The 503-nt window shown below is 56.7% G+C and carries 1 protein-coding gene and 1 tRNA gene; one reads left to right on the top strand and one right to left on the bottom strand.

Annotation, left to right across the window (positions count from 1 at the left end):
- Positions 1-142: 142 nt before the first annotated feature.
- Positions 143-214 (bottom strand) — tRNA-Gly (locus tag QMD53_07230).
- Positions 215-284: 70 nt separating this feature from the next.
- Between QMD53_07230 and QMD53_07225 the strand changes: the two genes are divergently transcribed.
- A partial coding sequence (locus tag QMD53_07225; GenBank protein ID MDI6800426.1) for a nodulation protein NfeD occupies positions 285-503 on the top strand: 219 nt, incomplete at its 3' end.

Genomic DNA, 503 nt, shown 5'->3' with positions numbered 1-503 from the left:
CGAACCAGCGACCAAGCGATTATGAGTCGCCTGCTCTAACCGCTGAGCTACGGGCCCGCTTTCAGTGATCAGTGATCGGTAATCAGTGATCAGTTATCGAGGTTTCCGTTACTGATGACTGATGACTGATGACTGGCACAAGAGCGGGAGACGGGACTCGAACCCGCGAATATCAGCTTGGAAGGCTGATGCCTTACCACTTGGCGACTCCCGCACAGGCTTGATTTTACCGTGAGGCAGGCAGGGGGTCAAGCGCCCGGTTAGAGGTTATAATAACCGCAATTATGAAACCCATTCGCCTCCTTTTGACTCTCACCGGCTTGTTCCTCTTCGCCCTCCAACCAGTTCGGGCGCAGAGTGAGTCGCGCCTGGCCATTATCCAGACCATTGACGGCCCGATCACACCGGCTACCCAGGAATATCTGTCGCGGGGGATTAAAGTCGCCCAGCAGCGCGCGGCTGAGGTGTTGATCGTGCAACTCAACACCCCGGGCGGAGGCATC

The organism is Actinomycetota bacterium, assembly GCA_030017835.1.
GTDB lineage: Bacteria > Actinomycetota > Aquicultoria > UBA3085 > Oleimmundimicrobiaceae > Yes70-04.
Note: the sequence above shows the minus strand (reverse complement) of the source record. Positions and strands in the feature narration are given on the sequence as shown.